Annotated in this window: 23 protein-coding genes; 15 read left to right on the top strand and 8 right to left on the bottom strand. The window is 66.2% G+C overall.

Annotated features, from left to right (window positions below):
* The first annotated feature begins 67 nt into the window (after positions 1 to 67).
* From ACQPZ2_RS41735 to ACQPZ2_RS41720, 4 genes are all read left to right on the top strand, one after another.
* Complete coding sequence (locus ACQPZ2_RS41735; protein ID WP_040686341.1) at positions 68 to 706, top strand: TetR/AcrR family transcriptional regulator; 639 nt, start codon at positions 68 to 70, stop codon at positions 704 to 706.
* A 161-nt stretch (positions 707 to 867) separates the two neighbouring features.
* The gene (gene purB / locus ACQPZ2_RS41730) at positions 868 to 2,289 is read left to right on the top strand and encodes an adenylosuccinate lyase (protein WP_433523376.1); all 1,422 of its coding nucleotides are present in this window, start codon (positions 868 to 870) and stop codon (positions 2,287 to 2,289) included.
* Between the two features lie 21 nt (positions 2,290 to 2,310).
* Positions 2,311 to 2,733 (top strand): HIT family protein, encoded by a 423-nt coding sequence (locus ACQPZ2_RS41725; protein WP_433523375.1) that lies wholly within the window; start codon positions 2,311 to 2,313, stop codon positions 2,731 to 2,733.
* 148 nt (positions 2,734 to 2,881) lie between these two features.
* Complete coding sequence (locus ACQPZ2_RS41720) at positions 2,882 to 3,838, top strand: alpha/beta hydrolase (protein ID WP_433523374.1); 957 nt, start codon at positions 2,882 to 2,884, stop codon at positions 3,836 to 3,838.
* Between the two features lie 2 nt (positions 3,839 to 3,840).
* Here the strand turns inward: ACQPZ2_RS41720 and ACQPZ2_RS41715 are convergent, their stop codons facing one another.
* Together ACQPZ2_RS41715 and ACQPZ2_RS41710 are read right to left on the bottom strand one after the other, a co-directional pair.
* On the bottom strand, positions 3,841 to 4,875 hold the full coding sequence (locus ACQPZ2_RS41715) for a DUF2330 domain-containing protein (RefSeq protein ID WP_433523373.1): 1,035 nt from the start codon (positions 4,873 to 4,875) through the stop codon (positions 3,841 to 3,843).
* Between the two features lie 42 nt (positions 4,876 to 4,917).
* The gene (locus ACQPZ2_RS41710; RefSeq protein WP_433523372.1) at positions 4,918 to 6,006 is read right to left on the bottom strand and encodes an alkene reductase; all 1,089 of its coding nucleotides are present in this window, start codon (positions 6,004 to 6,006) and stop codon (positions 4,918 to 4,920) included.
* 187 nt (positions 6,007 to 6,193) lie between these two features.
* Between ACQPZ2_RS41710 and ACQPZ2_RS41705 the strand changes: the two genes are divergently transcribed.
* The 3 genes from ACQPZ2_RS41705 (at position 6,194) to ACQPZ2_RS41695 (ending at position 9,097) form a co-directional block, all read left to right on the top strand.
* Entirely contained in the window at positions 6,194 to 6,565 is a 372-nt protein-coding gene (locus ACQPZ2_RS41705) for a MerR family transcriptional regulator (protein ID WP_433523371.1), read from the top strand.
* Between the two features lie 10 nt (positions 6,566 to 6,575).
* A complete protein-coding gene (locus ACQPZ2_RS41700; RefSeq protein ID WP_433523370.1) occupies positions 6,576 to 8,747 on the top strand; it encodes a S9 family peptidase in 2,172 nt (723 codons plus the stop codon).
* 119 nt (positions 8,748 to 8,866) lie between these two features.
* On the top strand, positions 8,867 to 9,097 hold the full coding sequence (locus tag ACQPZ2_RS41695) for a hypothetical protein (protein WP_433523369.1): 231 nt from the start codon (positions 8,867 to 8,869) through the stop codon (positions 9,095 to 9,097).
* Between the two features lies 1 nt (position 9,098).
* Here the strand turns inward: ACQPZ2_RS41695 and ACQPZ2_RS41690 are convergent, their stop codons facing one another.
* A complete protein-coding gene (locus tag ACQPZ2_RS41690) occupies positions 9,099 to 9,251 on the bottom strand; it encodes a hypothetical protein (RefSeq protein WP_433523368.1) in 153 nt (50 codons plus the stop codon).
* Between the two features lie 241 nt (positions 9,252 to 9,492).
* Between ACQPZ2_RS41690 and ACQPZ2_RS41685 the strand changes: the two genes are divergently transcribed.
* Complete coding sequence (locus ACQPZ2_RS41685; RefSeq protein ID WP_433523367.1) at positions 9,493 to 10,194, top strand: DUF2334 domain-containing protein; 702 nt, start codon at positions 9,493 to 9,495, stop codon at positions 10,192 to 10,194.
* Between the two features lie 115 nt (positions 10,195 to 10,309).
* Here ACQPZ2_RS41685 and ACQPZ2_RS41680 read toward each other — a convergent pair whose 3' ends face one another.
* Positions 10,310 to 11,722, bottom strand: a complete 1,413-nt coding sequence (locus ACQPZ2_RS41680; protein ID WP_433523366.1) for a glutamate decarboxylase — start codon at positions 11,720 to 11,722, stop codon at positions 10,310 to 10,312.
* 232 nt (positions 11,723 to 11,954) lie between these two features.
* Between ACQPZ2_RS41680 and ACQPZ2_RS41675 the strand changes: the two genes are divergently transcribed.
* Positions 11,955 to 13,319 carry a dipeptidase gene (locus ACQPZ2_RS41675; protein WP_433523365.1) on the top strand — a complete coding sequence of 455 codons (1,365 nt, stop codon included), beginning with the start codon at positions 11,955 to 11,957 and terminating at the stop codon, positions 13,317 to 13,319.
* 90 nt (positions 13,320 to 13,409) lie between these two features.
* On the opposite strand, the gene ACQPZ2_RS41670 is transcribed toward ACQPZ2_RS41675, so the two are convergent.
* A complete protein-coding gene (locus tag ACQPZ2_RS41670) occupies positions 13,410 to 14,054 on the bottom strand; it encodes an MBL fold metallo-hydrolase (protein WP_063044492.1) in 645 nt (214 codons plus the stop codon).
* A 95-nt stretch (positions 14,055 to 14,149) separates the two neighbouring features.
* Here ACQPZ2_RS41670 and purS point away from each other — a divergent pair, with 95 nt between their 5' ends.
* Entirely contained in the window at positions 14,150 to 14,389 is a 240-nt protein-coding gene (gene purS / locus ACQPZ2_RS41665; RefSeq protein WP_040686358.1) for a phosphoribosylformylglycinamidine synthase subunit PurS, read from the top strand.
* Between the two features lie 76 nt (positions 14,390 to 14,465).
* Positions 14,466 to 15,143 (top strand): phosphoribosylformylglycinamidine synthase subunit PurQ, encoded by a 678-nt coding sequence (gene purQ / locus ACQPZ2_RS41660; protein ID WP_063044491.1) that lies wholly within the window; start codon positions 14,466 to 14,468, stop codon positions 15,141 to 15,143.
* 206 nt (positions 15,144 to 15,349) lie between these two features.
* On the opposite strand, the gene ACQPZ2_RS41655 is transcribed toward purQ, so the two are convergent.
* Positions 15,350 to 16,426, bottom strand: coding sequence for a substrate-binding domain-containing protein (locus tag ACQPZ2_RS41655; protein ID WP_433523364.1), 1,077 nt, complete (start codon positions 16,424 to 16,426; stop codon positions 15,350 to 15,352).
* 49 nt (positions 16,427 to 16,475) lie between these two features.
* Between ACQPZ2_RS41655 and ACQPZ2_RS41650 the strand changes: the two genes are divergently transcribed.
* Together ACQPZ2_RS41650 and ACQPZ2_RS41645 are read left to right on the top strand one after the other, a co-directional pair.
* Positions 16,476 to 16,901 carry a MarR family winged helix-turn-helix transcriptional regulator gene (locus ACQPZ2_RS41650; RefSeq protein WP_397055697.1) on the top strand — a complete coding sequence of 142 codons (426 nt, stop codon included), beginning with the start codon at positions 16,476 to 16,478 and terminating at the stop codon, positions 16,899 to 16,901.
* 415 nt (positions 16,902 to 17,316) lie between these two features.
* A complete protein-coding gene (locus ACQPZ2_RS41645; RefSeq protein ID WP_433523363.1) occupies positions 17,317 to 18,615 on the top strand; it encodes a M18 family aminopeptidase in 1,299 nt (432 codons plus the stop codon).
* Between the two features lie 236 nt (positions 18,616 to 18,851).
* On the opposite strand, the gene ACQPZ2_RS41640 is transcribed toward ACQPZ2_RS41645, so the two are convergent.
* Complete coding sequence (locus tag ACQPZ2_RS41640) at positions 18,852 to 20,210, bottom strand: glycosyltransferase 87 family protein (protein ID WP_433523362.1); 1,359 nt, start codon at positions 20,208 to 20,210, stop codon at positions 18,852 to 18,854.
* A gap of 177 nt (positions 20,211 to 20,387) precedes the next feature.
* On the opposite strand from ACQPZ2_RS41640, the gene purL reads away from it, so the two are divergent.
* Positions 20,388 to 22,682, top strand: coding sequence for a phosphoribosylformylglycinamidine synthase subunit PurL (gene purL, locus ACQPZ2_RS41635; RefSeq protein ID WP_433523361.1), 2,295 nt, complete (start codon positions 20,388 to 20,390; stop codon positions 22,680 to 22,682).
* Between the two features lie 71 nt (positions 22,683 to 22,753).
* Positions 22,754 to 24,535 (top strand): alpha/beta hydrolase, encoded by a 1,782-nt coding sequence (locus tag ACQPZ2_RS41630; RefSeq protein WP_433523360.1) that lies wholly within the window; start codon positions 22,754 to 22,756, stop codon positions 24,533 to 24,535.
* A gap of 56 nt (positions 24,536 to 24,591) precedes the next feature.
* Here the strand turns inward: ACQPZ2_RS41630 and ACQPZ2_RS41625 are convergent, their stop codons facing one another.
* Positions 24,592 to 24,882 carry a YiaA/YiaB family inner membrane protein gene (locus tag ACQPZ2_RS41625; RefSeq protein WP_433523359.1) on the bottom strand — a complete coding sequence of 97 codons (291 nt, stop codon included), beginning with the start codon at positions 24,880 to 24,882 and terminating at the stop codon, positions 24,592 to 24,594.
* Positions 24,883 to 25,175: the final 293 nt, after the last annotated feature.

Genomic DNA, 25,175 nt, shown 5'->3' with positions numbered 1-25,175 from the left:
GCTTTCACTCTTTGGGTTTCCTCTGATTTCGCACGGATGAGCTGATGATGACTGGCACGATGGCACGGTGATAACCGCGACGACCCCGAAAGGCGAACGGCGTCGCCAGGCTTTGGTAGCGGCCGCCGCCGAGTTGTTACTCGAAGGTGGATTCGATGCGGTGCGGCATCGCTCGGTCGCAACGCGCGCCGACCTTCCGCTGGCGTCGACGACGTACTACTTCGAGTCGCTCGATGATCTGATCGCGCGAGCGGTCGAATTCAGCGGCAATGCGGAGCTGGACGCGATGCGGCGCCGGGTCGGCGAGGTGAGCCACCGCAGACGCGGCGCTGAGGCGACCGTCGACCTGGTATTGGACCTGCTGGTGGGGTCGGACGGAAACGACGAGGGCGCACGCGGGCAGCTCATCGCGCGCTATGAGCGTTCGGTGGCCTCGGCGCGGCATCCGGAACTGCGGGAAGTGCAGCTCCGACTGAGGGCGCAGCTGGACGAGCTGCTCGCCGATGTACTGCGCCGCTCCGATCGGGCGGTTCGGGCGGAGCAGTTGCGCAGGATGGTCGCGGTGGTCGACGGGGCCGTGGTGGCGGCGCTGAGCGAAATGGACCCGGAGCCAAGGCGAATGGCGCGCGGTGCGTTGCTCGAGGTCATCGATATCGTCGCGCCCGCGACGCCGCAGCAGGTCGACAGGTTCCGGACACTAGACTGACTGGACGTGAGAGAGCGCAGCGAGCGAACCAAAGGCACAGCGCACAGGCGTATGACGGAGCCGAGCGCTAGCGAGGCGCAGTCCGTGAGGGAGCGCAGCGAGCGAACCAAGAACTCAGCGCCCAGGCGTATGACGGAGCTGAGCGCTAGCGAGGCGCAGTCATGAGCCTCGTCCCGAACGTCCTTGCCACCCGATACGCGAGCCCCGAGTTGGTGCATCTCTGGTCGCCCGAGAACAAGATCGTGCTCGAGCGGCGGCTGTGGCTGGAGGTGTTGCGGGCACAGTCCGAACTCGGCATCGATCTGCCCGCGGGCGTCATCGACGACTACGAGCGGGTCATCGATCAGGTGGATCTCGCCTCGATCGCCGAGCGTGAGCGGGTCACCCGCCACGACGTGAAGGCGCGCATCGAGGAATTCAACGCGCTGGCCGGGCACGAGCAGGTGCACAAGGGCATGACCAGCCGCGATCTCACCGAGAATGTGGAGCAGCTGCAGATCAGGCTCTCGCTCGAGCATGTGCACGCGCACGGTGTCGCGGTGGCGGCACGGCTGGCCGAGCGGGCCGCCGAGTACCACGCGCGAGTGATGGCGGGCCGTTCGCACAACGTCGCCGCCCAGGCCACCACGCTCGGCAAGCGGTTCGCCTCCGCCGCCGACGAACTGCTGATCGCGCTGACCCGCCTGCGTGAGCTCATCGACCGCTACCCGCTGCGCGGTATCAAGGGCCCGATGGGCACCGCGCAGGACATGCTCGATCTGCTCGGCGGCGATTCGGCCAAGCTTGCGACGCTGGAGCAGCAGGTCGCGCGGCATCTCGGTTTCGCGAATGTGCTGACCAGTGTCGGTCAGGTGTATCCGCGCTCGCTCGATCACGATGTGCTGTCGGCGCTTGTTCAGGTAGGTGCGGGTCCGTCGTCGTTCGCGCACACCATCCGGCTGATGGCGGGCCACGAGCTGGTCACCGAGGGCTTCCAGCCCGGCCAGGTCGGCAGCTCCGCGATGCCGCACAAGATGAACACCCGCTCCTGCGAGCGCGTGAACGGGCTGCAGGTGGTGCTGCGCGGTTACGCCTCGATGGCCGCCGAACTCGCTGGCGCGCAATGGAATGAGGGCGATGTCTTCTGCTCGGTGGTGCGCCGCGTCGCGCTGCCGGACGCGTTCTTCGCCATCGACGGCATGATCGAAACCTTCCTCACCGTGCTCACCGAATTCGGCGCCTATCCGGCCGTCATCTCTCGCGAACTCGACCGCTACCTGCCCTTCCTCGCCACCACCCGCATGCTCATCGCCGCCGTGCGCGCCGGTGTGGGCCGCGAAACCGCGCACGAGGTAATCAAGGAACACGCCGTGGCGGTCGCCCTCGCCATGCGTGAACAGGGTCGCGAACCCGACCTGCTGGACCGCCTGGCCGCCGACTCCCGCTTTCCCTTGGACCGCGCCGAATTGGATGCCGCCCTGGCCGACAAGTCCGCCTTCATCGGCGCGGCGGAAGCTCAGGTTTCCGATGTGGTCGCCGCCGTCCAGAAGCTGGTGGACCAGTACCCCGACGCCGCTCGCTACACCCCCTCGCCGATCCTTTAGCGATCGGCCATAGTGATCGGCGTGAATCCGTACACGATCTTTGCCGACATTGTTGCTGGGCGGGCCGAGGCCAGCCGGGTGTATGAGGACGATGATGTGGTGGCGTTCATGGATATTCGGCCCATGACGCCGGGGCATTTACTCGTGGTGCCGAAGGTGGCGGCGCGGAGTCTGGCGGAACTGGATCCGGCGGTCGGGGGGAAGTTGTTCCAGGTGGCGCAGAAATTGGCGGGGGCGCTGCGGGACAGCGAGGTGGGGTGTGATGGCGTCAACTTCTTCATGGCCGACGGGGTGACCGCAGGTCAGGAAGTGTTCCATGTGCACCTGCACGTCATTCCGCGGACGCCGGGTGACGGGTTCGGATTGCGTGGGCGGCCGACCCGTCCGCACCGCGCTGACCTGGACTATCTGGCGAGTTCGATCCGCGGCGCGCTCGAGCGCTGAGCCGTCGCCGGGCCGGGCTGTGACTGCCGTGAAAGTTATTACCTATCGGAAAGTTTGCCGCGGAAACGCCGGATAACAATTCTCTTCTCCAACGTCTCGACGTGAGTTACGTTGAAGGCCATTGTCATGCGGTGACGGAGGTAGGTTCGTGCGGCGAACGAAGATTGCTGTTGCGGTGCTCGCCTTTGTGACCGCACTGATGGGACCCATGCTTGTCGAGCCGACCACGGCATCGGCCGCACGGATCGACCGGATCGATGAACTGAGCACGACGCGCTCGGCGCTGTTCATCGAATCGCCATCGATGGGACGGATCATTCAAGTCGACGTTCTGCACCCGGCGGGCGGCGGCTCGCATCCGTCCTTCTACCTGTTGGACGGCCTCGATCCGGGCATCGACCAGAGCACCTGGACCAATGCCACCGACGCCGAATCGTTCTTCCGGGGTAAGAACGTCAATGTGGTGTTGCCGGTCGGCGGCCAGGCAAGCTACTACACCGACTGGCAGCACGACGATCCCAAATTCGGCCGCTACCAGTGGGAAACCTTCCTGACCGAGGAGCTGCCGCCGATCGTCGACGCCCGATACGGCAATGGCGTCAATGCCATCGGCGGTCTGTCCATGGGCGGCAACGCGGCCTTCATTCTCGCCGCCCGCCATCCCGAGTTGTACCGTGCGGTCGCGGGCTACAGCGCCTGTCCCGACACGACTCTCGCCATGGGTGCGGTGATGTTCTCCATCGCCAACCGCGGCGGCAACCCGGTGAATATGTGGGGCGGTCCCGGCAGCCCGGCCTGGGCCGAACACGATGCGGCGGCGCTCGCGGATCGCTTGCGCGGCAAGACGATCTACCTCTCCACCGGCACCGGTGTACCCGGTCCGCACGAGGCCGAGGTCAAACCCCAACTGGGTGAGAACATCGTCCTCGGCGGCCCGGTCGAGGTCGGCGTGAACACCTGCGTCATCTCGTTCGAACAACGGCTGCGTTCCCTCGGCATCCCGGCCGAGGTCGATTACAGCCCGACCGGAACCCACTCCTGGTCCTACTGGCAGGACACCCTGCACGCCTCCTGGCCCACCATCGGTCCGGCGATCGGAGCCTGAGGTCAGGCCCGCAGCACCCGGACGATGGCGAATACCACGACTATCGCGGCCAGGAAGACGGTACCGAGGATGACGATGCCCGCGGGCGCGCCGAATAGTTCGACGTTCTCGGTTCGGTGGATCGTCTGGTAGACCTCCGCGTCGCTGGCATCGGCCTCGAAGGCGAAGTCGGAGTGGATATCCGCCGGGCTATCGATCGAAATCCGCAGTTCGGTCAGGTAGTCGCGGCCATTCGTCGTCACCGGCGCGAGTTCTGGATCCGATGACGCAACCCGGCCTGCGAAATCGACGTGCACACTCTGTGCGGTGGCATCGGGATCGGAACGTCGCACGCGATGCTCGCTCAGCGCGTAAAGATGCACGTACTGGGCCCGTTCGGCGGCACTGGACATGCGCATCGGATACACGAACCGATCCGAATCGAAGGTCAGGCGCACCGGATCTATTGCGCCGTCGAGCGGTTGGGCGCTGGTGAGGCGCATGGCGACGAAGGACCAGCCCTCGCGCAGATACGGTTCGAGGGTGCTGACGACCTCGGAGCGCATCTCGTAGCCGTTGTCGCTCAGCCACTTTCGAATGCCATCCAGGTTGCCGCCGGACAGGGTGGTCGCCTCCAGCGGGCCGAGTTGCACGCGGCCGAGGACGGTCGGGCCGCCACCGGCAGCGCTCATGGCGCCCTCGCCCGCGGCGTCGCTGGAACCCGAGCCGAACCATCGACGCTGGGTGACGACCTTGGGTGCGGTCAAGTTCGCCAGTTCGGTAAAGGTCGCGGCGGAACCGCCCGCGACGGTCGCCGGTTTCGGCGTCGGCACGATCAGCGCCGCCTGATCGGTGCCGGATTTCAGGCCGAGCCGCATGAGCACTGTCTCCCGCTGACCGTCCCAGCTGACCAAAGCCGTCTCCTCGCGCACCGACGCCGGGTGACCCGGCGGATTGGCGACCCCGCCGCAAGCGCATGCGGAAGCCGGTGCGAGCGCGCCGATTCCGGCTGTGGCGAACAGCATTCCGATGACGGCCAGCAGGTGAACAGCACGCATGGCCGCGAGCCTAATGGGCTGCGCGGCCATGCGGCCGGACCATCAGGCGCACCGCGTTTCGCGCAACTCCCAGCTCGGATAGTCGCTGTACCCCGCCGCATCGCGCCCGTACAGCAACTCGTCGCGGATCGAAGCCAGCGGCAGATCGTGGGTAATCCGCTGCACCAGATCGGGATTGGCGATGAACGCGCGTCCGAACGAGACCAGGTCGGTGAGTCCTTCCCGGAGCACCGCCTCGGCCTCGATCGCGCTGGTCGGCTTGCGGTTCTCACCGATATTCGCGATGAGCGTGCCGTGCCAGCGCGGCCGCAGATCGGCCAGGGCCGGATAGTCGTCGTTGTCGGTCAGATGCAGATAGGCCAGGTCGCGGCGATCCAACTCGGCCACCAGCGTGCGGTACAGCGGTGCCGGATCGGCCTCGTGCATATTGAACTGCGGGTTGCCCGGCGACAGGCGAATAGCGGTCCGGTGCGATCCGACGGCCCCGACGACGGCGTCGACGATGGCCAGCGGCGCACGCATGCGGTTCTCGATGGAGCCGCCGAATTCATCGGTGCGCAGATTGGTGTTATCGGCCAGGAACTGGTGCGGCAGATAGCTATTGGCGCCGTGGATCTCGACACCGTCGAAGCCTGCCGCGATCGCATTGGCCGCAGCTGCCGCGAAATGCTCGACCACCGCGGCGATTTCCGCACGGCTGTACGCACCCGGCGTGATCGGATCGGCCTTGGTGCCGTCGAGCAGGTGCGGCCGATCGTCATCCAGCACGGACGACGGTCCGGTGGGCCATGAGCCGTCGACCCGCGCCAGCGGATGTCCCTTCCGACCTCCGTGCATCAGTTGTGCGACGATCCGCCCGCCCGCCGCGTGCACCGCATCGGTGACTTTCCGCCAGGCATCGACATGCCGACCCGTCTGCAGGCCGGGCACCCAGGCCTCGCTCTGGCCGGTCGAATGCGGCCAGATGCCCTCGGTCACGATCAGTCCGGCCGCGGCCCGCTGCGCGTAGTAGTCGACGACATCGGCGGTCGGCGAACCGTCCGGCTGCGAGCGCAACCGGGTCATCGGTGACATGACGATGCGATTGGGCAGGGCCAGACCATGGTTGCGGTATTCGCTCAATAGCTGCATGACGGCACCATAAAACCTGACATCGATGTGAGGTCAAGTAAGCTCGATATCGCAACGGCTGATCTCGGGGGCCCTTGGGTAACTCGTCGGGAACGCCCAGCAGCCCTTTCATGCTCGGCCGCCGGTCCGCAGCGGGGGTTCCGTTGCACTCACTTGTCGGCAAAAGGTCCGGGGAGGCGGAATAGATATGCGTATCGGTGAGCTGGCCGAGCGGACCGGGGTGAGCGTCCGGTCGCTGCGGTACTACGAGGCCAAGGGCATGCTCGGAGCCGAGCGCACCTCCGGTGGTCAGCGCGAATATCCGGAGTCCGCGGTCGCGCGGGTGCTGCGCATACGCGAAATGTTCGCCGCGGGCATCGGCAGCGATACGGTCAGCCAGTTGCTGCCGTGTATCCACGACGAAGACGGCACACCGAACGAGCGGGCGACACCGTTCCTGGTGGACAAGCTGGCCGAGGAGCGCCGTCGCATCGACCAGGCCATGACCGATCTGCACCGGGCGGGCGCGGTACTCGACGAGATCCTCCGAGCGGCGGGCGGTGCGCAGCCCGAACAGTAGGGTGGAGCCCATGGCTCTCGACAGTGGAATCGGAACGCTCGCCGGTCCGGGTGATGTGACGGCCCCGGTCGCCAAGACGGTGCGCACCGAGCGGGTGCACCACGGCGACGTCTTCATCGATGAGTACGAATGGCTCCGCGATAAGGAAAACTCCGAGGTCATCGCCTACCTCGAGGCCGAGAACGCCTACACCGAGGCGCAGACCGCCCATCTCGGCGGACTGCGGAACAGGATCTTCGACGAGATCAAGTCGCGTACCCAGGAGACCGATCTGTCGGTGCCGACCCGGATGGGCGAGTACTGGTACTACTCGCGCAGCTTCGAGGGCAAGCAGTACGGCGTGCACTGCCGCTGTCCCATCGATGCAGCGGCCGAGGGCATCGACGCCTGGACTCCGCCGCAGCTCGAGGTCGATACCGAGATCCCCGGGGAGCAGGTGCTGCTCGACAGCAACCAGGTCGCCGAGGGGCACGACTTCTTCGCACTGGGCGCGTTCTCGGTCAGCCATGACGGCAACCTGCTCGCGTATTCGGTCGATACCAGCGGTGACGAGCGCTATCTGCTGCGCTTCAAGGATCTGCGCACCGGCGAGGTGCTCGCCGACGAGATTGCGGGCACAGCACCGGGCGCGACCTGGTCGCTGGACGGCACGCACGTCTTCTATCAGACGGTCGACGAATCCTGGCGGCCCGACACCGTGTGGCGGCACCGGCTCGGTACGGGCAAGGACGACGACGTCAAGGTCTTCCACGAGCCCGATGAGCGCTACTGGGTGAGCATCGGCGCGACGCGCTCGGAGAAGTACCTGATGATCTGGGTCGGCTCCAAGATCACCACCGAGGGCTGGGTGCTCGAATCCGATAATCCGGAAGGGGATTTCCGGGTCATCATTCCGCGCCGCGATGGCGTCGAATACTCCGCGGAGCATGCGGTGGTCGGCGGCGAGGACCGTTTCCTGATCCTGCACAACGATGTCGTGGACGGGGTGAAGGCCGAGAACTTCGTACTAGCCGAGGCCCCGGTATCGGATCCGTCGAATATGACGCTGCTGATCGGCCATCGCGACGATGTGCGGCTCGAGGATATCGATCCGTTCGCCAGTCATCTGGTGCTGAGCTACCGGCGCGAAGCCCTGACCCGCGTCGCCATTTGGCCGCTGACCGAATCCGGCTACGGCGAGCGGCGCGAACTCGAATTCGATCTGGAACTCTTCGCGGTCGGTTCCGGCGCCAATCCGGAGTGGGAGCAGCCGACGCTGCGAATCGGGCTGACCTCGTTCATCACGCCGATGCAGGTCTTCGACTATGTGCCCGCCACCGGTGAGCTGCTGCTGCGCAAGGAGCAGCCGGTGCTCGGCGGCTACGACGCGAACGACTATGAGCAGCACCGGGATTGGGCGATCGCCGCGGACGGCACCCGGATTCCGATCTCGCTGGTGCGGAAGAAGGGTCTGCCCGCGGGGCCGAAACCGTTGCTGCTGTACGGATACGGCTCCTACGAGGCCAGTATGGATCCGTCCTTCTCGGTATCGCGGCTTTCGCTGCTCGATCGCGGCATGGTGTTCGCGGTGGCGCATGTGCGCGGCGGCGGTGAAATGGGGCGGCTCTGGTACGAGAACGGCAAGACGCTCACCAAGAAGAACACCTTCACCGATTTCGTCTCCTGCGCAAGGCATCTCATCGATACCGGCGTAACCTCCGCGGACCGGGTGATCGCCGACGGCGGCAGTGCGGGCGGCCTGCTGGTGGGTGCGGTAGCGAACCTGGCACCCGAGTTGTTCAAGGGCGTCCTGGCCAACGTACCGTTCGTCGACCCGCTCACCTCGATCCTCGACCCGTCGCTGCCGCTCACCGTCATCGAATGGGACGAGTGGGGAAATCCATTGGCGGACAAGGACGTCTACGACTACATGAAGTCCTACGCGCCCTACGAGAACATCGAAGCCAAGGACTATCCGGCCATTCTGGCCATCACCAGCATCAACGACACCCGCGTGCTCTATGTCGAACCCGCCAAGTGGGTCGCCAAACTGCGCGCCACCAAGACCGGCGACACACCGCTGCTGCTCAAGACCGAAATGAGCGCGGGCCACGGCGGTGTCAGCGGCCGCTACGAGAAGTGGAAGGAAGTCGCCTTCGAATACGCCTGGGTGCTCGACACCCTCGGCCTGGCCGACGCGTAGCCTCCGTGCGCGGCCGGTTCACCCCGGCCGCTCACCCGGGCGGGTACCGATAGTTTGCCGAGCGGTGTCGTGAGCTGGCGGCGGTCAGCGCCGTGAAGGTGTCATCGAGGTAGGCCGGAATGGCCGCCTCCGCCTCGTGCAGCCGTTCGCGGCCCGCATCGGTAACGGTCACGGCACAGGAGCGGCGGTCGCGCGGATTGCGTTCGCGCGAACTCGCTGCGGCACTCGGGATTCCGTACGACAAGGTGATGCTCGCGGCATTCATTCCGCTGGCCTACACCCTCGGCACCGACTTCGAACCGGCTGTCCGGGTGCCGAGGGCGCAGGTACTGCACTGGGAGCGGTGGTAAATCAGAGACCGCAGGTACGCATGTTGTCCAGGAACGTCGCACGATCGCTGTCGCGGAATTGCTCGATCCCTTGGTACGCGCCGTTCGCATCCATGATCGCGATATACGCGTCGGCGATCTGATCCGGACTCGCGTCCGGGGTCTTGTTGCGCACCTGGTTTACGAATCCCTGTGTGGCCGTGCATGTTTCGTCTTGACTGAAGATCTGGGGATCGCCCGGATCGGCTAGGGCCGTAGCCGGCGCGAGGAGCAGGAGTGGAACTGACAGAGCGCTGAGCAGGGCTGTCTTCACGCCGGAGATCCTAGGGCAGATGTGCCGCGGGTGGAACGCAGTGTTCGTCGGCGGGTCATCCGCCCTGCACGCCGAGTACATCTGCGGCTGACACCGTAAGGCCATGAACGCTGAGCTGATCGTGTCGATTTCCGGGATCCGGGACACCACGCGGGACGCGGCTATCGAGTTCGCGGCCGAAATGGATCGCCGCGATGTGCGGCTTTCGCTGCTGGTCGCGCCCCGGTTGAAGGGTGGTTACCGGCTGCTGGAAGATCCGGCGACGCAGTCGTGGCTGCGCGGTCGGCGGGCGCGCGGCGATGCGATCGTGTTGCACGGCTACGACCAGGCGGCGACCAAGCGCCGCCGAGCCGAATTCGCCACGCTGCCCCGGCACGAGGCGCGCTTGCGGCTGACCGCGGCGGATCGGGTGCTCGAGCAGGTGGAACTGCGCACCCGGCTGTTCGCGGCCCCGCGCTGGGATGCCTCGGCGGGCGCCATCGAGGCGCTGCCCGAGGCCGGTTTCCGGCTCGCGCTCGGGCTGACCTCGATTCTCGACCTCGAGCGCAATATCGCCCAGAAGGCGCGGGTCTACGGCATGGGCGAGGGTTTCCGCGCCGAGCCGTGGTGGTGTCGCGCGCTGGTGCTCGGCGCGGCCAGGACCGCGCGTCGCGGCGGTGTGCTGCGGCTGGCCGTTTCCGCCGCTCAGCTCGGCCGTTCCGGTCCGCGGCAGGCGATGCTCGACGCCGTCGATCTCGCTTTGTTCCACGGCGCGGCCAGCGACGTGTACCGCTGGGAGCCGTTCGCCGCCGCCAAGGCGGCCTGATCGGGTCCGCCGGAAGCCGTGCAGGGGTGTGGTCGGCACCGCCCGCACGAGGCGCCGCCGCCCGTAATGGCGTGACCGGGCGGCGGCGCGCGGCGTAATCGACGCTGCGCCAGCGCTATTCGCGGCTCGGTCGGACGGGTTTGGCCTGCTCGCTCGGTACCGCCGCGGTCGCGTTGTGCGTGAATCCGCCCGCTTCCTCTCGGGTGAGCGGTTTGGCTTGTGGATGCTTTTCCAGTTGCGCCATACTGCGCGCGAAATCGGCGAGCAGCAGGTCGGCCATATCGATGCTGAACCCGTGCCGGACCAGTGCGCGCATGATCGTCTCGTTCTCGCGGTCGGCGGGCAGCGGATACGCGGCGATCAGCCACCCCCTGGTCCGCAGCCGATCCGACAGTTCGTAGAGATTGAAGCCGACATCCTTGGTCAGCCGCCACGACACCGCCGCGATGCCCCGATGTGGATCGCCGCCGTGGATCATCTCGAACGGCCCGAGTTTCAGCAGGCCATCGGCCAGATGCTGGGCGACGTGGTAGAGCTGGGACTGCAGTCGGGCGTATCCGGTGCGGCCGAGCCGGATGAATTCGTAGTACGAGGTGATCACCTGCCCGCCGGGGCGGGAGAAGTTGAGATTGAAGGTGGCCATGCTGCCGCCGAGGTAGTCCACATTGAAGATCAGCTCTTCGGGTAGATCTGCGGCCTCACGCCAGATCGCCCAACCCGAGCCGAGCGGCGCGAGCCCGGTCTTGTGGCCGGAGGCATTGATCGATTTGACCCGCGGCAGCCGGAAATCCCAGATCAGATCCGGCGCGGTGAACGGCGCGAGGAAGCCACCGCTGGCGGCGTCGACATGGATGGGGATATCCAGGCCGCTGACCTCCTGCAGCCGGTCCAGCGCCTTGCTTATCTCGGCGACATCCTCGAACAGGCCGGTGTAGGTCTGCCCGAAGGTCGGCACCACCATGATGGTGCGCGCATCGCAGTAGGCGGATACGTCGTCGGGATGCATGGTCAGCCGGTCCCCGCGCAGCGGAATCTGCCGTATCTCCACATCGAAATAGCGCGCGAACTTTTCCCAGCACACCTGCACCGGGCCGCAGACGAAATTCGGGGTTCCGGTGCCGCCGCGCTTGCGCCAGCGGAATTTGGCGGCCAGACCGCCGAGCATCGCGGCCTCGCTCGAGCCGGTGGTGGAGGTGCCGTGCGTGCCTGCCGGATCCGGCGCATGCCACAGATCGGCGACCATCCGCACGCACCGGCGCTCCAATTCGGCGGTCTGCGGGTATTCGTCCTTGTCGACGATGTTCTTGTCCAGGGATTCGTTCATCAGCCTGCGCGCCTGATCCTCCACCCAGGTGGTGCAGAACGTCGCCAGATTCATCCGGGAGACGCCGTCGAGCATCAGCTCGTCGTGCACGATCTCGTAGGCGACCTGCGGGAACAACTCGTTGATCGGAAATCCGGCCTTCGGCGCCGACCGGCGCAGGCCCGGCAGGGCGAATAGGTCGTCGGGCTCCAGTCCTTCTGTCATCGAACCGCCTCCGAATATGGATCGCGTGATGTTTGCGAAAACAGTGGCAACCAGCGTCGACGTTTCAGCATGTCACAGCGGCGACCGGATTTTCGGTGTTCCGAACCGGACGACACAGACCGATCGGTCGGCTGAGTTCTCCGTATGCACCGAGCGGTTCATGCCAGAGTGGGCGGGCGGCGCGCGGTCGGCCGCTTCTGTGCCGGATCGGATCTGAAATGAGGTTTCGCAGATGATCGACGACTCCCGCATCGCGGCGCTGCGCCAGCGGGTGGCCGCGCTGATGCCGCAGGCGAAAACCGATCTCACCCAACTGGTTTCGTTCAAGTCGGTGGCCGATCCCCGACAGTTCCCGCTGGAGGAATGCGACCGGACCGCGCAGTGGGTGGCCGACGCATTCGCCGGGGCGGGCCTCACCAAGGTGGGTCTGCACGAAACTCCCGATGGCAGTAAGGCCGTCATCGCCTCCCGTCCCGCGCCGAACGGTGCGCCGACGGTATTGCTCTACTGCCACTACGACGTGCAGCCGCCGCTCGACGACGATGCCTGGCGCACCCCGGTCTGGGAGCTGACCGAGAAGGACGGCCGCTGGTACGGGCGCGGCAGTGCGGACTGCAAGGGCAATATCGTGATGCACCTGACCGCGCTGCGGGCCCTCGGCGCGGAACTGCCGCTCGGGGTGACGCTGGTCGCGGAGGGGTCCGAGGAGCAGGGCACCGGCGGACTCGAACAATTCGTCGAAGCCAACCCGGATCTTCTGCGCGCGGATGCGATTCTGATCGGCGACTGCGGCAATTTCGCGATCGGGGTGCCGACCTTGACCGAGACCCTGCGCGGCAGTGTGAACGTTGTCGTCACCATCGAAACCCTGGCCGGGCCAATGCATTCCGGTATGTTCGGTGGTCCCGCCCCCGATGCGCTCGCCGCGCTCGTCTACCTGCTCGCCTCCCTGCGCGACGAGCACGGCAACACCACGGTGGCCGGACTGCCCAATTATCAGCGCTGGACCGGTGTGCAGTACTCGGAGGACCAATTCCGTACGGACGCAGGCGTACTCGGCGGCGTCGAACTCATCGGTGACGGCACCGTCGCCGATATGCTCTGGGCGCGACCGGCTTTGACGGTGCTCGGCATCGACGCGCCGAAGGTGGTCGGCTCGGCGGCGGCCATCCAGCCCGCCGCACGAGCCCGGCTCAACCTGCGCATTCCGCCGGGCACCGATCCCGACCACGCGTTGGAACTGCTGACCGCGCACCTGCGTGCGCACACACCGTGGCGCGCAAAACTCTCCGTGGAAACCGAGTCGACCGGCGCACCGTTCCGATCGGCCAGCGGCGGTCCCGCCCGCACTGCGATGGAAGCCGCACTCACCGCCTCATACGGCCGCCCGACCACCACTCAGGGCCAGGGCGGCTCGATCCCGCTGTGCAACGTCTTCGCCGACACCTACCCGCACGCCGAGATCATGCTGCTTGGCGTCGAAGAGCCCAAATGCCTGATCCACGCCCCCAACGAAAGCGTCGACCCCTCCGAAATCGAACACATGGCCCTCGCCGAGGCACTCTTCCTCACCGCCTACGCCGAACAGGTCCGCTGAGTGGGCGTTGGACACCCGATCACCATGCATCCGTGGCGGACCCTGTCGACATTTGCCGCCAGTGATACATGGTGATCAGCAGTCCAAGAGTTAGAGGTCGCGCTGGGCCTCAGGAGGGATGACGGTGAATTCTGTGGTGGTGGGGCCCATTTCGGCTAGGCGGCCGAAGTAGATGCCTTGGGCTTCGGGTTGGATGATGCCGAAGTGGATGGGGAAGGCAGTGCGCGGGGCGACCGCGCGCAGGTAGTCGACGGCCTCGCTGATGCGCATCCACGGTGCGGATGCTGGTATCGCGAGGACACCGACCGGTACCGGTGGCACCCAGAGCGAGTCGCCGGGGTGCACGAGTTGGGCAGGGTCGTCCGGGGTGCCGAGTTGGAAGACGGTGTTGTCGATCACCGGGATCTCGGGATGGATCACGGCGTGCCTGCCGCCGCCTCCGGTGATCTGGAGATCGCCGAGGGTGATCACATTGCCCGCGTGCACCGGCTCCCACGGCTCGCCGCGCTGCTGTGCGGTCTGTGGATCACTGAACAGGCGCGCGTTCGGGTTGTTGTCGAGCAGCGCCTCGATTCGGCTCGGATCGATATGGTCGGGATGCTGGTGGGTGACGGCGATGGCGTCCAGGCCGGTAATGCCCTCGAAGCCGTGCGAGAAGGTGCCCGGATCGAACAGCACCTTCTTGCCGTGCAATTCGACGAGGATGCAGGAGTGGCCGAAGTGGGCTATGCGCATGGGGCCATGCTATTTGACTCGACCCCGACCGTAGCTCGGACAAGCTGGACAACTACGCTGCTCAGGTAACCCCAACACCACCTGAGGAGCAACGCGTGGCACGAGTCGTGGTCGAGGTGATGCCGAAGGCCGAGATCCTGGATCCGCAGGGTCAGGCCATCGCCGGCGCGCTCCCGCGCCTGGGATTCGCCGGAGTGTCGGATGTGCGGCAGGGCAAGCGATTCGAACTCGATGTCGACGACAGTGTCAGCGACGCGGAGCTCGAACAGATCGCCGAGGCGCTGCTCGCCAACACCGTGATCGAGGACTGGAAGGTCGTGCGGGTCTCGGCATGAGCGAGCGCAGCGAGCGAATCAAAAACACAGCCGCCCTGGCGGGCATGACGGAGCCGAGCGCCAGCGAGGCGCAGTCATGACCGCCCGGATCGGGGTCATTACTTTTCCGGGCACGCTCGACGATGTCGACGCGGCTCGGGCGGTGAAACTGGCGGGCGCCGAGGCGGTCAGCCTGTGGCATGCCGATGCCGATCTGAAGCAGGTCGACGCGGTGGTCGTGCCCGGCGGCTTCTCCTACGGTGACTACCTGCGTGCAGGTGCCATCGCCCGGTTCGCCCCGGTGATGGGTGAGGTCGTCAAGGCCGCGGGTAAGGGTCTGCCGATCCTGGGCATCTGCAACGGTTTCCAGGTGCTGTGCGAGGCGGGTCTGCTGCCCGGTGCGCTGACCCGCAACGAGGGTCTGCACTTCGTCTGCCGTGACGAATGGCTGCGCGTCGAGACCGCGAACACCGCTTGGACCTCGCGCTTCGAGCCCGGCGCCCAGATCCTCATCCCGGTCAAGAACGCCGAGGGTCGCTACCAGGCGTCGGAGAGCGTGCTCGATGAACTCGAGGGCGAGGGCCGGGTGGTCTTCCGTTACGCGGGCGACAATCCGAACGGCTCCCAGCGCGATATCGCGGGCATTTCCTCGGCCGATGGCCGGATCGTCGGCCTGATGCCACATCCCGAACACGCCACCGAGCCGCTGACCGGCCCGAGCGACGACGGCCTCGGCCTGTTCCTCTCGGTACTCGACACCCTGGTCGCTGTGTAGTCTGGCCGCGCCTCCGGCGCGGCGTGTTCGCGGCCCCTTGGTGTCTCGCGGCCGACCCTTTCGAGCGACCTGCAAGCAGTCGCTAGCGGCGCGGCCGAGACTCGCGACTTCGTCGCATGCGCTTCGGCCACTCGGACGCGAGACGGGCCGCGAACGGTCGCTCGTAAGACTCGCTCCGTGGTGGTCGCCGTGGCGGGTAAGTCACCTCAAGTGATCCGGGCGATGATGTCGAAATCGACGCCGTCGGCCAGCGCGATGTAGCCGTGCTGCTGCGCCTGGTTTCCGATGAAAGATCTGGAACCGCCGGGTGTTTCGAGTTGTACGCCCTGATCGAGGGTCGCGTGCACGTCGGGAACGGCCAGTGATCCGACCGTCTCGCCGATCGCGCGCAGGGTGTGGATCGCCTCGTAGCTCATATTGCTGAAGCTGGTCAGTGCGGGTGCGAAGGTGCCGTGTAGGCGGCGGTAGCGAGCCAATCGGTCGCGGCCGTCGTCGGTGTCCGGGTCCACGAAGAAGCTCGATGCCACGTAGAAGTTGTTGTTGGCGTCGGGGCCGCCGGTCAGCAGGACGTTCTCGTCCGCGGCCGGGCTGACGCGCAGCAGCGTGTCGGCGCGTCCGGTGGCGGCGAACTGCTGGTTGAAGCGGGAGACATCCGCGCCGACCATCAGGATGATGACGGCATCGGCTTGGTCCAATGCGGGATCGCGGAGGAATTCACCGAAGTCCGGTGCGCCGAGCGGTACGAATCGCTCCAGCACGATGGCACTCGAATCGGCCAGACTGCGGCGCACCGCCTTGGCCGATTCGCGCGGCCAGATGTAGTCGTTGCCGATGATCGCCCAGCGGCGCACACCGTGTTCGCGCTCGAGCCAGTGCACGGCGGGCAGGGTCTGCCCCGCCGGATGCTCTCCGAGCATCAGCACCCCTGGTAGCTCATTGGTGAGGCCCTCGTGTCCGGTGGCGAAAAGATAGGGCACTCGACTGGCATTGGCCCGCGCGACGGCCAATCGCACCGCCGAGGTGTGCCAGCCGGTGATCGCGTGCACCATTCCGGTGGCGAGCAGCGCGGAAACCTCATCGGCGACCTCGCGCGGATTCCGGCCGCCATCGATATTCGTAGTACGAATTTCGCGGCCGAGAAAACCGGTCCCAGCATTGATTTCGTCGACCGCGAGGGAAATCGCCGCATCGCACGACGCCGCTACGATACCGCCCGGTCCCTGCATCGGGACTATGTTCAGGATCTCGATCGTGCCGTCTGGGCTCTCGCCGAACGCTGACATTCGGTACTCTTCTTCTCGTTCGAGCGAAATTCATGGCAGGCAGGAAATAATGACGACCATTGTAAGCGGATATTCCACGCTGCATGGTGCGCTGCGTGCCGCGGAACGGCGTTGGCTGGATCACCTCGACGCCGCCCTGTGCGCCAGGCAACTGACAGCCGATCAATGGTCGATGCTGTCGAATCTGTCCACCGAGTTCGGGGTCACCATGAGTGAGCTAGCGGCCAGGTCACAGCTACCGCCGTCCTCGGCGACCAGGCACGCCGACGCGCTCGCCGAACGCGGCCTGATCTTCCGGGTGGCCGCCGAGGACGACCGCCGCCGCATCCTGATCGGCCTGAGCAGGCTCGGTTCGGATCTGGTCGACGCGGTGCGCGCCGAGGAGGAGCGTGCGGAGCAGGAGTTGCGTTCGCGTATCGGTGCGCGGCGTTATGCCGAGCTGATGCGTTTGCTCGAACTCGTTTCCGCAGAGTAGTTCAAATCGGTACATCCTCAGTCATCGGATGAATTAGTCCTATGAATTTTGGTTGCGCTGGTGCGAGTGCGCAATTCACCATTCATTGAGTTATGTTCCGAATAGCCCTCATTACGCTGCCGCAATATTCGAGGCGTACGACGAGACCGAGTTGCACGCGCCGCCGCGGTCATTCCCGGCGACGAAACCGGGCCTGCACCGCAACGAGGGGCGCTTCGACCGCGATCACTTCGGTCCGTACGAGTGGTTGCACCGGGGTGTCGGCCATGCGCCCGGTGCACGCGGGATAGTGGACTGCCCGCTCGGGTCTCTTTCGAGCCCGGATAAACGATCCGCTGCGAGGCGCAGGGGCACCTGCGGGATCCGATCGAGACGGATCCTGAGGTCTGCGCGAGGTCTGCATAGGATCGCAGGCATGCCCGTTTCCACTACCGCTGCCACGGCCGCCGGACTGTGCGCCTTCATCGATGATTCACCGTCGCCGTTCCACGTGTGCCGGACGGTCGCTCGGGAACTGGACGCCCACGGCTTCACCCCGCTCGCGGAGTCGGCGCCGTGGCCATCGGATGGGCCGAGCCGCCATTACGTCATGCGTGGCGGTTCGCTGGTCGCATGGGCGACGGCCGATTCCGCCGGTGCGACCCCGTTCCGGGTGGTCGGTGCGCATACCGACAGTCCGAATCTGCGGGTGAAGCAGTATCCGGATCTGGCCGCGGTGGGCTGGCAGCTGGTCGGGTTGGAGCCCTACGGCGGCGCCTGGCTGAATTCATGGCTGGACCGGGAACTCGGCATCTCCGGACGGCTCAGCGTGCGCGACGGAAATGCGGTGCGCGACCAGCTGGTTCGCATCGATGAACCGATTCTTCGGGTGCCGCAGTTGGCCATCCACCTTTCGGAGGACCGCCGGGGTGTCACGCTTGATCCGCAGCGACACGTCAATGCGATCTGGGGTCTGGGTGCGCAGCCGCGCTCGTTCCTGGATTTCGTCGCCGAATATGTCGAGGTCGATCCGCAGGCAGTGCTCGGCTGGGAGCTGATGACCCACGATCTGGCACCGAGCCGGTTGGTGGGCCGAGATCGCGATCTGGTGAGCGCGCCCCGCCTGGACAACCAGGGCACCTGCTACGCCGGATTGAACGCCTTCCTCGCGGCGATCGCGGAACCCGGTGCGGCAATTCCGGTTTTGGCGATGTTCGATCACGAGGAGGTCGGCAGTCAGTCCGATCGCGGCGCGCAGTCCGATCTGCTGCCGACGGTGCTGGAGCGCATCGTGCTCGCACGCGGCGGCGGCCGCGCCGAATACCTGGCCGCCCTGGCCGGATCCGTCTGCGCCTCCGGCGATATGGCGCACGCGACCCATCCCAATTACCCGGAACGGCACGAGCCCGCACACCGCATCGATGTCAATGGCGGCCCGGTGCTCAAGGTCAACCAGAATCTCCGCTATGCCACCGACGCCGCAGGTGCGGGCGCGTTCGCCCTGGCCTGCGCACAGGCCGAGGTCCCCCTGCAACGCTATGTGCACCGCGCCGATCTCCCCTGCGGCTCCACCATCGGCCCGATGACCGCCGCCCGCACCGGCATGCCAACCGTCGACGTCGGCGCACCCCAGCTGGCAATGCACTCCGCCCGCGAAATGATGGGCGCCGAAGACGTTCCGGCCTACGCCGCCGCACTAGCCGCTTTCCTGACTCCCGTACCGCTCGACCGGTAGGCCGCATCGGAGACCTGCGGTTTCGCGCTTTGCCGATGAGCTCGCCGCATCGGCTGGTGAGCCCGATGCGGGCTCATGCTGCGACACTCTGTGATCGAGTCCTATGCGTCGAGGTGTGCGCCATTGATCGGCGGGCAGGTCCGGTGCCAACAATAAATCGGCAGCAGGCTCACAAGGGGTGCATACCGGTGGAACGGGCTGCCGGGCGTCCGTGCGGCAGTGACGGTGATTGCCGATCAGGCTGCGTCGCTGGCCTTCTCGGGCACCGCGCTGGCCGGGGCGGTCGATCGCTGATCAGGCTGCGGCGCTGGCCTCTCAGGCACCGTGCTTCTCGCCGGGTGGTAGGTGACGACGGCGACCACGAACACCGCAAGAGTCGCGAGGACGTAACTGCTGCCGATGAGCTGTTGCCACCAGGCCCAGCCGAGTTCCAGGTCTTTCGAATGCGGCAGGAGCCACTGGGGGCCGATCATGAACAGGACGGTGAATGCGGCGACGGAGCCGATGAACCAGCGATTGCGGGTGCCGCGGGCGATGGCGTCGGCGGCGACCAGGATGGCGGGGGCGATCCAAACCCAGTGGTGCGACCAGGAAACCGGGGACACCAGCAGTACCGCGGCGGCGTTCACCATCAGTGCGGCGACCTGCTGCCCCGCTTCGAGCAGGCGGCGCATCCACACCGCGGCGAGGGCAATCGCGATGAGCGACAGGGTGATCCAGATCAGGGTGGCCAGGGAATCGGAGACGCCGAGGCGGAAGGCCATGCCCTTGATCGACTGATTGCCCGCGAAGTACGGCGGGCCGATGCGGCCGGTATCGGCCAGGGTGTGGAACCAGTATTCGGCCGAATCGCTCGGGAACAGCAGGAATCCGAGTCCGACCGCGACGATCGCGGAGACGATCAGCGTGCCCGCCGCCTTCCAATCCCGGCGCAGCAGGAAGTACAGCAGATATCCGGCCGGAATCAATTTCACCGAGACCGCGATGCCGATGAGCATGCCGCGCGGCCAGAACGGTTTGCGGACAAGGCAATCCATGGCGACCGCGGCCATCAGCACCAGATTGATCTGGCCGAAGCCGAAGGTCGCCCGGATCGGTTCGGACGTCTGTGCCACCGCGACGATACCGATGACCAGCGCCAGCATGGTCCGCCGCTCGAGGCTCGGGCGCAGCCGCGCGAGCACCAGCCAGAGTGTGATGCCGAGGCTGAGCACCGAGGTGGCGGTCACCAGCACCTCGGCCAGCGGTAGCGGCATCAGCGCGAGCGGTGCGAAGAACAGGGCGGCCAGCGGGGGATAGGTGAACGGCAGTCCGATCCCCTCGACCGGGGGCATCGGTCCGTACAACTCGCCGTCGTCGAGCCAGACGCGCGCACCGTTGCGATAGACCTGGAGATCGATGTACCCGTTCCACCAGTGCACTACCAGCGAGACGATGGCCGACACGGCGAACATCGCGACAGCGATCAACAGCCAGCGCACCTGCGGGTTCGACAAAGAGAATCGCGGCGAGACATCCGAGTCGAGTTCGAGCCGAGTGTTCTGCGTGGTGACGGGCTGCTCGGCCGGATCCGCAACCCCCGATCGATCGTTCACGGCCAAAGCGTAGCGGTTGCGAGCTCGCGCGATGTGTGCCGACCCGAGGCATCCGGGCCCGAAAACCGGCGATCCGGACGACCGGTCGATGCGAGCGGCTGCCCATCGAGGGCCACGGCTAAACTTCATGGCGAATCCCCAGCTTCGCGCTCCGGCCCGAAAGGACCCTGGTACTCCGTGACTCCGCAGGTCGACACCGTCAGCGCAGCCGCAGCAACTCCCGACGCCCCGCAGCCGTACAAGGAGCTCGGTCTCAAAGACGACGAGTACGCGCGGATCAAGGAAATCCTCGGCCGTCGGCCGACCGACGCCGAATTGGCGATGTATTCGGTGATGTGGAGCGAGCACTGCTCCTACAAGTCCTCGAAGGTGCATCTGCGCTACTTCGGCGAGACCACCACCGACGAGATGAAGTCCGCGATGCTCGCGGGCATCGGTGAGAACGCGGGCGTCGTCGATATCGGCGAGGGCTGGGCGGTCACCTTCAAGGTGGAGAGCCACAACCATCCCTCCTATGTAGAGCCGTATCAGGGTGCGGCCACCGGTGTCGGCGGCATCGTGCGCGACATCATGGCCATGGGCGCGCGGCCGATCGCGGTGATGGACCAGCTGCGCTTCGGTGCGGCGGACGCGGCCGATACCCGGCGCGTGGTCGACGGTGTGGTGCGCGGTGTCGGCGGCTACGGCAACTCGCTCGGCCTGCCGAATGTCGGCGGCGAGACCGTTTTCGATGCCTCCTACCAAGGCAATCCACTGGTCAACGCGCTGTGCGCCGGTGTCATGCGGGTCGAGGATCTGCATCTTGCCTTCGCCTCCGGCGCGGGCAACAAGATCATTCTGTTCGGCGCGCGCACCGGCCTCGACGGCATCGGCGGCGTTTCGGTGCTGGCCTCGGACACCTTCTCCGGTGACGAGTCCGGCACCGGCCGCAAGAAACTGCCCAGCGTCCAGGTCGGTGACCCGTTCGCCGAGAAGGTGCTCATCGAGTGCTGTCTCGAGCTGTACGCGGCCAAGCTGGTGGTCGGCATCCAGGACCTCGGCGGCGCCGGATTGTCCTGTGCCACTTCCGAACTCGCGGCCGCGGGCGATGGCGGCATGCATATCGACCTGACCAGGGTGCCGCTGCGCGCCAAGGGGATGACCCCGGCCGAGGTGCTCTCCAGCGAATCGCAGGAGCGCATGTGCGCGGTGGTCACGCCGGAGAACGTGGACGCGTTCATGGCCGTCTGTCACAAGTGGGATGTGCTGGCCACGGTCATCGGTGAGGTCACCGAGGGCGACCGGCTGGTGATCAGCTGGCACGGCGAGACCGTTGTCGATGTGCCGCCGCGCACCGTCGCACATCAGGGCCCGGTGTACGAGCGCCCGGTCCAGCGACCGGATTTCCAGGACGCGCTCATCGCCGACACCCCGGACACACTGCCCCGGCCGAAGACCGCGGAGGAACTGCGCGCCACCGTATTGCAGATGGTCGCCAGCCCGCAGCTGTGCAGCCGCCGGTGGATCACCGAGCAGTACGACCGCTACGTCCGCGGCAATACCGTGCTCGCCGAACACGCCGACGCGGGTGTCATCCGGATCGACGAGGAGACCGGCCGCGGCATCGCGCTGGCCACCGACGCGTCCGGCCGCTACACCAAGCTCGACCCCTACACCGGCGCGCAGCTCGCACTGGCCGAGGCCTACCGCAATGTGGCCACCACCGGCGCGACGCCGAAGGCCGTCACCAACTGCCTCAACTTCGGTTCTCCGGAGGACCCGGGCGTCATGTGGCAGTTCCAGCAGGCGGTGCGCGGTCTCGCCGACGGCTGTGTGGCCCTCGGCATTCCGGTCACCGGCGGCAATGTCAGCTTCTACAACCAGACCGGTCAGGACGCCATTCTGCCGACCCCGGTGGTCGGCGTGCTCGGCGTCATCGACGATGTGCACCGGCGCATCCCGACCGGACTCGGCCTGGAGCCGGGCGAGACGCTGATCCTGCTCGGCGAGACCGCTGACGAATTCGGCGGCTCGATCTGGTCGCAGGTCGCGCACGACCATCTCGGCGGCGTGCCGCCCAAGGTCGACTTCGCCCGCGAGCAGCTGCTCGCCGAGGTGCTGACCTCGGGTTCGCGCGACGGCATGATCAGTGCGGCGCACGACCTTTCCGAGGGCGGCCTGATCCAGACCGTGGTCGAGGCCGCGCTGGCCGGCGAAACCGGTTGCCGCATTCTGCTTCCCGAGGGTTCGGATCCGTTCGTGCAGCTGTTCTCCGAATCGGCGGGCCGGGTGCTCGTCGCGGTGCCGCGCTCGGAGGAGACCCGCTTCACCAAGATGTGCACCGCGCGCGAATTGCCGTGGGTGCGCATCGGTGTGGTCGACCAGGGCTCGGATTCCGTCGAGGTGCAGGGCCAGTTCTCGATCACCCTGGACGACCTGCGCGAGGCGCACGAGGGCACGCTGCCGAAGCTGTTCGGGGCCAGTGCCGTTTGAGCGCGCCGGAGGCTGGTGAAGTCTCGGCAGTCCTACGCAGGGCTCGATTTGCGGCGTTCGCTGTCCCCTCCGTGGTCACGCTCCGCTACCGCCTCCGGGGCCTGAGCTCGCGCCGCGGGTGCGTCGGCAAGATCGTCGGCGCCGTCGAGCGTTTCTTCCACCCGAATTACCTCGGCCTCATCGTGGCCACGGTGTTCCTCGGCTGGTCGCTGACACCCTCGCTGCTGCCACGGGATTGGCTGTTCGAGGGGCTGGTCAGCGGGATCAATGCGGTCATCGGCTACGGCGTCGGCTGTCTGTTCGAATGGATTTACCGCAAGTGGTTGCGGAAACCGTTGCGCCGCAAGGCCGCTCAATTGCCGCCTGCGGTCACGCGGGTGTGGGCGAAGCGGCCGAAATGGCTGTCCGGTGCGGTCAAGACCACGATTGTGCTCGCCTGTCTCGGCGTCGCTGTTTTCCTGCTGGTCGAATCGGCCCGCTGGCAGCGCGAAATCACGGCGCTCATGGGCATGGAACCCATCACGACCTCCGGGTTCCTGCGCACCGGCGGTATGAGTGCGCTGGTCGGCGCGATCGTCATCGCGGTGTTCCGGATACTGCGGCGGCTCGTTCGTTCGATCGCATTCGAGCTGATCAGGCGTGCCCATTTTCCGCGCCAATTGGCCGTGCCGACCGGAGTGCTCATCGTGGTGGTCGCGATGGTGCTGCTGTTCAATGGCGTGCTCACCAAAGTCTTTTTCGACGTGGCGAATTCGGCCTTCAGCGTGCGCAATGGCAACACCTCGCCGAATGCCGTACAGCCGCAGCTGCCGGAGCGCTCCGGCAGTCCGAATTCGCTGGCGGCTTGGGACACGCTCGGTTCCGAGGGCCGCTGGTTCGTCTCGTACGTGCCGAGTGCGGGCGATATCAGCGAGGTCACCGGAAAGCCCGCGCGCGAACCGATTCGGGTCTACGCCGGATTGGAATCGGCCGACGGACCGGAGGCGCAGGCCGAATTGGTCGCGGCGGAGTTGGAGCGCACCAAGGCATTCGAGCGCAAGGTGCTGGTCGTCGTCACGACGACGGGCACCGGCTGGGTCGATTCGTCCAGCGCCGAATCCATCGAGCTGATGTACGACGGCGACACCGCGATTGCCGCGACCCAGTACTCCTATCTGCCGAGTGTGCTGTCGTTCCTGTCCGATAAGGACAAGGCCACCCAGATGGGAAAGCTGGTCTTCGACAAGGTCTACGAGCATTGGTCGGCCCGGCCGAAGGATGCGCGGCCCAAGCTGCTCGTCTACGGCGAGAGTCTGGGATCCCAGGGTTCCGAAGGTGCTTTCACCGGCCTGGCCGATATCCGATCGAAGACCGACGGCGTGCTGTGGGTCGGACCGCCGAATTCCAACCGGCTGTGGAGTGAATTCACCGCCCGCCGCGATCCGGGCACACCGGAGATCCTGCCGACCTACGCCGACGGACTGGTGGTGCGCTTCTCCGATAGCCGCGCCGACCTGTGGAAGCCTGGGGACAACTGGCTGCCACCCCGCATCGCCTATCTGCAGCACGCCTCCGATCCGGTGGTCTGGTGGTCGCCGGATCTGCTATTCAGTGAACCGGATTGGCTGCGCGAACCGCGCGGTCCCGATGTGTCCTCGCGGATGGCGTGGTATCCGATCGTCACGTTCTGGCAGGTCGCCGCGGATCTGCCCAGAGCGCAGAGCGTCAGTGACGGACACGGGCACAACTACGGAAATCTGGTTCTGGATGCGTGGGCGGCGATCGCGCAGCCGCCGGATTGGTCGGCCGAGCTAGCGGATCGGATCCGGGAGTATCTGGCCATCTCCTCGGCCCGTGAGCACCAGCTGAAATAAAGCACACCCGGGCGGGCCCGGACCCCTCGTTGCCGGACTCGCCCAGGTATGCGCCATCAGGCGACGGATTTGAACGGATCGTGCTCGGCCATCAGCTTTTCCATCCGCGCCTCGTCCAAGCGGCGGCTGATGCTCGCCGTTTCCTGTTGGTCGCGAACGACCTTCGCCAGGGTGAACGCGCTCGACACCAGGAACAGCACGGACATGCCGAGGAAGCCGCGCTGTGCGATATCGAGTGGCAGGTAGAAGATGCCGACGCCGGTCCCGAAGAAGCTGACGCCGAACGCGATCGCGGCTTGCGCGAGGAAGGCCGAAGAGGTTTTCGGCCGGGCGTTGGGATTACTCATGGATACCGAGTCTGCTGAATGATGGTGGCACCCAACCGCGTAAAACTACTCGAGCGGGGTTGGTAGTTGTCGTTCACATCCACGTGGGAAGACACTTGGTTTCGCCAATCAGGAAGTACTGTGCCGCAGGGCAATACGTCAATCAATCGGAATCCGACCAAACCCGGCCACCACGGAGCGAGTCGTACGAGCGACGTTCGCGGCCCGTCTCGCGTCCGAGTCGTCGAAGCGCATGCGCCGCAGGCGCGAGTCTCGACGGCTCGGACGCGAGACAGAAGGGGGCCGCGAACATG

Source organism: Nocardia pseudovaccinii (assembly GCF_050942345.1).
GTDB classification, from domain to species: Bacteria; Actinomycetota; Actinomycetes; order Mycobacteriales; family Mycobacteriaceae; genus Nocardia; species Nocardia pseudovaccinii.
Note: the sequence above shows the minus strand (reverse complement) of the source record. Positions and strands in the feature narration are given on the sequence as shown.